This is a genomic window from Bradyrhizobium sp. PRIMUS42, from assembly GCF_023006515.1.
In the GTDB taxonomy this organism is placed as follows: Bacteria; Pseudomonadota; Alphaproteobacteria; order Rhizobiales; family Xanthobacteraceae; genus Bradyrhizobium.
This window is the reverse complement of the sequence record NZ_JALBGZ010000447.1, coordinates 1-5,405: the sequence shown is the minus strand read 5'-3', so window position 1 is coordinate 5,405 and position 5,405 is coordinate 1. Positions and strand designations below refer to the sequence as shown.

General features: G+C 65.3%; 5 protein-coding genes and 2 pseudogenes. 4 read left to right on the top strand and 3 right to left on the bottom strand.

Translation table 11 applies throughout. From position 1 onward, the window contains the following. The 3 genes and pseudogenes from MOV75_RS26220 to MOV75_RS26210 all read right to left on the bottom strand — a co-directional run. Positions 1–199 (bottom strand): annotated as a pseudogene (locus tag MOV75_RS26220) (acyl-CoA dehydrogenase); the annotation flags it as partial. Between the two features lie 15 nt (positions 200–214). Then, positions 215–1,354: an acyl-CoA dehydrogenase family protein gene (locus MOV75_RS26215; protein ID WP_246928147.1), complete on the bottom strand. Its 1,140-nt coding sequence runs from the start codon at positions 1,352–1,354 to the stop codon at positions 215–217. A gap of 5 nt (positions 1,355–1,359) precedes the next feature. Then, a complete protein-coding gene (locus MOV75_RS26210; RefSeq protein ID WP_246928150.1) occupies positions 1,360–2,214 on the bottom strand; it encodes an enoyl-CoA hydratase in 855 nt (284 codons plus the stop codon). Positions 2,215–2,491: 277 nt separating this feature from the next. Here MOV75_RS26210 and MOV75_RS26205 point away from each other — a divergent pair, with 277 nt between their 5' ends. From MOV75_RS26205 to MOV75_RS26190, 4 genes and pseudogenes are all read left to right on the top strand, one after another. After that, on the top strand, positions 2,492–3,100 hold the full coding sequence (locus tag MOV75_RS26205) for a LemA family protein (protein ID WP_246928152.1): 609 nt from the start codon (positions 2,492–2,494) through the stop codon (positions 3,098–3,100). A gap of 197 nt (positions 3,101–3,297) precedes the next feature. Next, a complete protein-coding gene (locus tag MOV75_RS26200; protein WP_246928155.1) occupies positions 3,298–4,194 on the top strand; it encodes a YgcG family protein in 897 nt (298 codons plus the stop codon). A 5-nt stretch (positions 4,195–4,199) separates the two neighbouring features. Continuing rightward, positions 4,200–4,697: a TPM domain-containing protein gene (locus MOV75_RS26195; RefSeq protein ID WP_246928170.1), complete on the top strand. Its 498-nt coding sequence runs from the start codon at positions 4,200–4,202 to the stop codon at positions 4,695–4,697. 330 nt (positions 4,698–5,027) lie between these two features. Further along, a pseudogene (locus tag MOV75_RS26190) lies at positions 5,028–5,405 on the top strand (hypothetical protein); the annotation flags it as partial.

Sequence of the window (5,405 nt, the reverse complement as noted above, 5' to 3'; positions counted from 1 at the left end):
CATGCTCGACCGGCCAGCCCGGCGCGCCCCAGCCCTGCCGGTGCAGCGCACGCTGCCAGGCCATGCCGATGTCAGGATCGGAAAACACCGACGGCGTCAGCGCGGTCGCGCGCTTCATCTCCTCGGTGAGATTCTTCGCGATGAAAGCGCGCACCTCGCTCTGGAAGGCGCGCTCGTCGGCATTGAACGTGAGGTCCATGAGGCTCTCCCAGTGTCAGGCCTTGCGGCCAAGCTCGGCATGGCGAGCGTAGTGGTGCGCACTGCCGCCGAACAACGTGTCGAAGGCGACGAGCCGCTTGAAATAGGCGCCGACCTCGAGCTCCTCGGTGACGCCCATGCCGCCGTGGAGCTGGATCGATTGCTCGCCGACGAAGCGGGCGCATTTGCCGATCTTCGCCTTTGCGCCGGATGCGGCCCGCGCGCGCTCGACCGGTGGGCTCTCGGCCTTCAGCGCGGCGCGTAGCGCCAACGAGCGGGATTCGTCGACCTGCATCGCCATGTCGGCGAGGCGGTGGCGGATCACCTGGTTGGCCGAGAGCGGTCGGCCGAACTGCTTTCTGATCTTGGTGTATTCGAGCGTGGTCTCCAGCAGCGTCTGCATGATGCCGACGGCTTCCGCAGCTAACGCGGCCATGGCGCAGTCGACGGCCCATTCGATCGCGGGCAGGGCATCGCTGCCGTCGCCGAGCAGGGCGTCCTCGGGCAGATGTACGTCGGAGAGCTCGATGTTGCAGGCGCGTCCGCCTCCGAGACGCGCGTAGTCGGAGATGGCGAGGCCCTCCGCCGTTGCCGGCATGACGAACAGGCCGATGCGCCCGGAAGGGCCGTGATGGTCATGGATGAGCGCGGAGACGATGATCTCGTCGGCGGCGTGTCCGTCGAGAACGGCGATCTTGCTGCCGGCGAGGCGCCAGCCCTGCGCCGTCTTGTTGGCGCTGGTGGCGACCTTGGCAAGATCGAATCGTGCCGCGCGCTCGGAATGCGCCAACGCAAGCTTCAGTGATCCGTCCACCACCTTGGGCAGGCTGGTCTGCTTCTGCTCATTGGTGCCGCATCTGGCGATCAGTGCGGCTCCCAGCACCACGGTCGCGACATAGGGCTCCGACACCAGCCCGCGCCCGAAGGCTTCCATCAGGATGCCGATCTCGACCGCGCCGCCGCCGAGCCCGCCGAACTCTTCAGGCAGCGGCAGCGCCAGCCAGCCGAGCTCGGCGAATTGTTTCCACACCGCAGGGCTGAAGCCGAGCGGATCGTTCGCCATCTTGCGGCGGTGATCGGCGTCGTAGCTTCCGGCCACGAAGCGCTCCGCGCTCTCGCGCAGCAGCCTTTGCTCGTCACTGAGGTTGAGATCCATGTTGTCTACTCCGCCGCCGCCGGCGGCTTGCGCACGGAGGGATGCAGGCCTGAGGGATCGACGATCATGCCGAACTCCTGAAGATTGTGCGCGTGGCAGAGCTGGTGCAGCGCAAAGGCCTGGTCGATCGCGGCTGGCTGGCCCATCACGTCGACCGAGCGGTTCACGGCTTCCTTGGTCATCTTCAGCGCGAAGGACGGCTTTGCCGCGATCCGCCTCGCCAGCTCCAGCACGCGCGACGACAGCTCCGCGCGCGGCACGATTTGATTGACCATGCCGAGCTGGTGCGCCTCCTGCGCGCTCCAATTGTCGGCGGTGAACAGGAACTCCTTGGCCTTGCGCGGGCCGAGCTCCCAGGGGTGCACGAACCATTCGACACCGCAGACACCCATGGTGACGACGGGATCGCAGAACTGCGCATCGTCGCTGGCGATGATGAGGTCGCAGGCCCAGGCCAGCATCAGCCCGCCGGCGATGCACTTGCCGTGGACCTCGGCAATCGTGGGCTTGGCGAGATTGCGCCAGCGCCGGGTGATCTGGAGATAGATTTCCTGCTCGCGGGCGAAGCGGCCATGGGCATTTGGCTCGGCAAAACCGCCCCAATTTCCGATGGGTGGAAAATCGACGCCGGCGGCGTTCTTGCCGCCGGGGCGCAGGTCGTGGCCGGAGGAGAAATGCGGACCGTTACCGGCGAGGATGATCACCTTGACCGAATCATCCTGCACCGCCGCATCGAAGGCGGCGTTGAGGTCGTAGGTCATTTGCAGGTTCTGCGCGTTGCGCGCCTCCGGCCGGTTCATCACGATCCGGGTGATCGCCGGATCCGGCCGCTCCACGAGGATGGTCTCGAACGAGGTCATGTCGTTTCCCCCCGGTGTTCTGTCTTATTGTTTGGTCAAGTTGACTATGTCAGTCAGGGATAGGCAAGAGGCTTGCGTCAGTCGGCTGGCGTGTGGACACGGACATGCTTGTTGCCGTCATTCCGGGACGCGAAGCGAACCCGGAATCTCGAGATTCTCGATGCTCCGGGCCGCGCTTGCGCGGTCCCGTCGCATCGCCCCGGAATGACGGAACAAATCTCGACACTCCGCGTGTCCCATCTGGTAGTTTGCGTCGGATTCCACCGGGAGAAATTCAATGCGCAAGATCCTGACCGTGCTGGCGGCGCTGGCCTCGCTGAGCCTCACCAATTGCGGCTACAACGCGATTCAGAGCGAGGACGAGCAGATCAAGGGCAACTGGTCCGAGGTTGTGAACCAGTATCAGCGCCGCGCCGATCTCGTGCCCAACCTCGTCAACTCGGTGAAGGGCTTTGCGCAGCAGGAGAAGGACGTGCTGCTCGGCGTCACCAATGCGCGCGCCAAGGTCGGCAGCATCCAGGCAACGCCCGAGGTGCTGAACGATCCGGCCGCCTTCCAGAAGTTCCAGGCTGCCCAGGGCGAGCTCTCCAGCGCGCTGTCACGGCTGCTGGTCGTCACCGAGAACTACCCGCAGCTCAAGTCGGACGCGCTGTTCAAGGACCTGATGTCGCAGCTCGAGGGCACCGAGAACCGCATCACGGTGGCGCGCAACCGCTACATCAAGGCGGTGCAGGATTATAACGTCACCATCCGCTCCTTCCCGAGCAATCTCACCGCGATGATGTTCGGCTACAAGGAGAAGCCGAACTTCTCGGTCGCAAACGAGAAGGAGATCTCGACCGCGCCGAAGGTGGATTTCAATCCGGCGCCAGCGCCGTCGAAGTAAGCGCGTCGGCTCCGATGCACACCACACACTCCACCGTCATTCCCCGCGAAAGCGAGGAATCCAGTACGCCGCGGCCTCTCCGTGTCCCACCGGCGTCTCTGGAATACTGGATCGCCCGGTCCCGGCTCCGCCAAGGGCTTCGCCGGGCACCTCGGTATTGGGCCGGCGAAGCGTCAGCGAAGACGGCAAGCCGGGCGATGACACTGAGTGTGTGGCGTGTGGCCATCGTTGCGGCGCTCTTTCTGGCCCTCACTTTCCCCGCCTCAGCCGACGTCGCCGTCCCGCAACTCACCGGCCGCGTGGTCGATCAGACCGGGACGCTCTCCAGCACCGATGTCGCCTCGCTGTCGCAAAAGCTCCGCGACTTCGAGAGCCGCAAGGGCAGCCAGATTGCCGTCCTGATCGTGCCGACCACGCAGCCGGAGACGATCGAGCAGTTCTCGATCCGCGTCGCGGAGGCCTGGAAGATCGGACGCGCGAAGGTCGACGACGGCGCGATCCTCGTCGTTGCCAAGAACGACCGGCATTTGCGTATCGAGGTCGGCTACGGCCTCGAGGGCGCGCTCACCGACGTCACCTCGCGGCGCATCATCGACGAGATCATCACGCCGAAATTCCGGACGGGCGATTTCGGCGGCGGCATCTCGGATGGGGTCGATCGCATGATCCGCGTCATCGACGGTGAGCCGCTGCCGGTTCCGTCTCCCACCGTGAACTTCGGCAATCTGGACGATCTTGCCCCGATCTTCATCGTGACGCTGTTCGCCTCTATCGGGGTCGGCGGGGTCTTCCGGGCCATGCTGGGGCGGCTGCTCGGATCCTTGGTGACCGGCGGCATCATCGCAGGGCTGACCTGGCTCATTCTCGGCTCTTTCGCGCTCGCTGCGGCCGTCGGAGTGCTCGGCTTCATCATCGGATTTGTCGCGGATCTGTTTTCGGCGATCACGCCGGGCACCGGCCGCTCGCGCGGCGGCTCGTGGTCGAGCGGTAGCTCGGGAGGTGGCTGGAGCAGTGGATCGTCCTCCAGCGACAGCGGCAGCTTCAGCGGCGGCGGGGGCAGTTTCGGCGGCGGCGGCGCCTCGGGGAGCTGGTAGCGGTCATGAGCATCAAGCGCATTGCCAGGCATCTTGTGCAGCATCATTGGCGGGCGAAGCAGATTTTTCCGCAAGTCGTGCTCGACCGCATCGAGCAGGCGATCGAGCGGGGCGAAGCCACCCATTCCGGCCAGGTCCGCTTCGTGGTCGAAGGCGCACTCGACGGCCGTCCCCTGTTCCGCAACCAGCCGGCCCGCGAGCGCGCGCTCGACGTGTTCTCGCACCTGCGCATCTGGGACACCGCGCACAACAACGGCGTCCTGATCTATCTCCTGCTCGCCGACCGCGACGTCGAGATCGTCGCCGATCGCGGCATCCACGCGAAGGTCGGTGTCGAAGGCTGGGAAAGCATCTGTCGCGCCATGGAGGCCGAGTTCGGTACGGGCCAGTTCGAGCGCGGCGTGATCGCCGGCATCGAGGCGGTCTCGCGCGAGCTGGCGCGGCATTTCCCGCCGCAGGGCCCAAGTCGCAACGAGCTGCCGGATGCGCCGGTGGTGATGTGAGTTCAGGCCGATAATCCACACCCCGTCATTGCGAGCGTAGCGAAGCAATCCAGAGTCTTTCCGCGGAGAAGCTCTGGATTGCTTCGTCGCTTCGCTCCTCGCAATGACGTGGGTGAGAGTCCGACCGGCCGGCCATTCCTCCGCCGTTCATCTTGCCCCGATTACGATTTGTTTCACGCTCGCCACACCGGTTCCATCTTCCCGGCCAAATTCGGCCCCGGATGACTTCCTAAAATTTCGGTAAGCGGGTCCGCAGGTAAGGAATTCGCAAGCAATGAAAGTTACCAAAAGGTCAACCCAGACTGGAGTATTTGAGCCGTGAGCGAACCAATGCCCGATCAGGCTGCCCAAAGGACTGGCGAACAGACCGGCGTCGTCGAAGCTGCTGCGACCGCGCCGCAGGCCGTCGAGGCCGCTGGGATCGAGGCCCCCTCGATTGCCCCGGACCACGAGGCGCCGCCCAAAGCTGATCCGGTCAAGGTCGAGCCGCCAAAGATCGAGGCTTCGCGGATCGATGTGCCGAAGCTCGAAGCCAAAGCCGAGACCCAGCCCGAGCCGAAGCCCGGCAAGCTCATCGTCATGGCGCCTTCGGAGCGGTCGAGGAACGGCTCTTGGGACCGCGAGGATTTTGCTCCGCATGTGAAGGCGGACGAGCCGCGCGAGGCCGGCGGCAAGCGGCGCTTGTCGGCGATGGCCGCGGTGGTGGCG

Excerpts from the sequence above, each read along its gene's own strand:
- MOV75_RS26215 (WP_246928147.1), bottom strand. The coding sequence starts at position 1,354 with ATGGATCTCAACCTCAGTGACGAGCAAAGGCTGCTGCGCGAGAGCGCG.
- MOV75_RS26210 (WP_246928150.1), bottom strand. The coding sequence starts at position 2,214 with ATGACCTCGTTCGAGACCATCCTCGTGGAGCGGCCGGATCCGGCGATC.
- MOV75_RS26205 (WP_246928152.1), top strand. The coding sequence starts at position 2,492 with ATGCGCAAGATCCTGACCGTGCTGGCGGCGCTGGCCTCGCTGAGCCTC.
- MOV75_RS26200 (WP_246928155.1), top strand. The coding sequence starts at position 3,298 with ATGACACTGAGTGTGTGGCGTGTGGCCATCGTTGCGGCGCTCTTTCTG.
- MOV75_RS26195 (WP_246928170.1), top strand. The coding sequence starts at position 4,200 with ATGAGCATCAAGCGCATTGCCAGGCATCTTGTGCAGCATCATTGGCGG.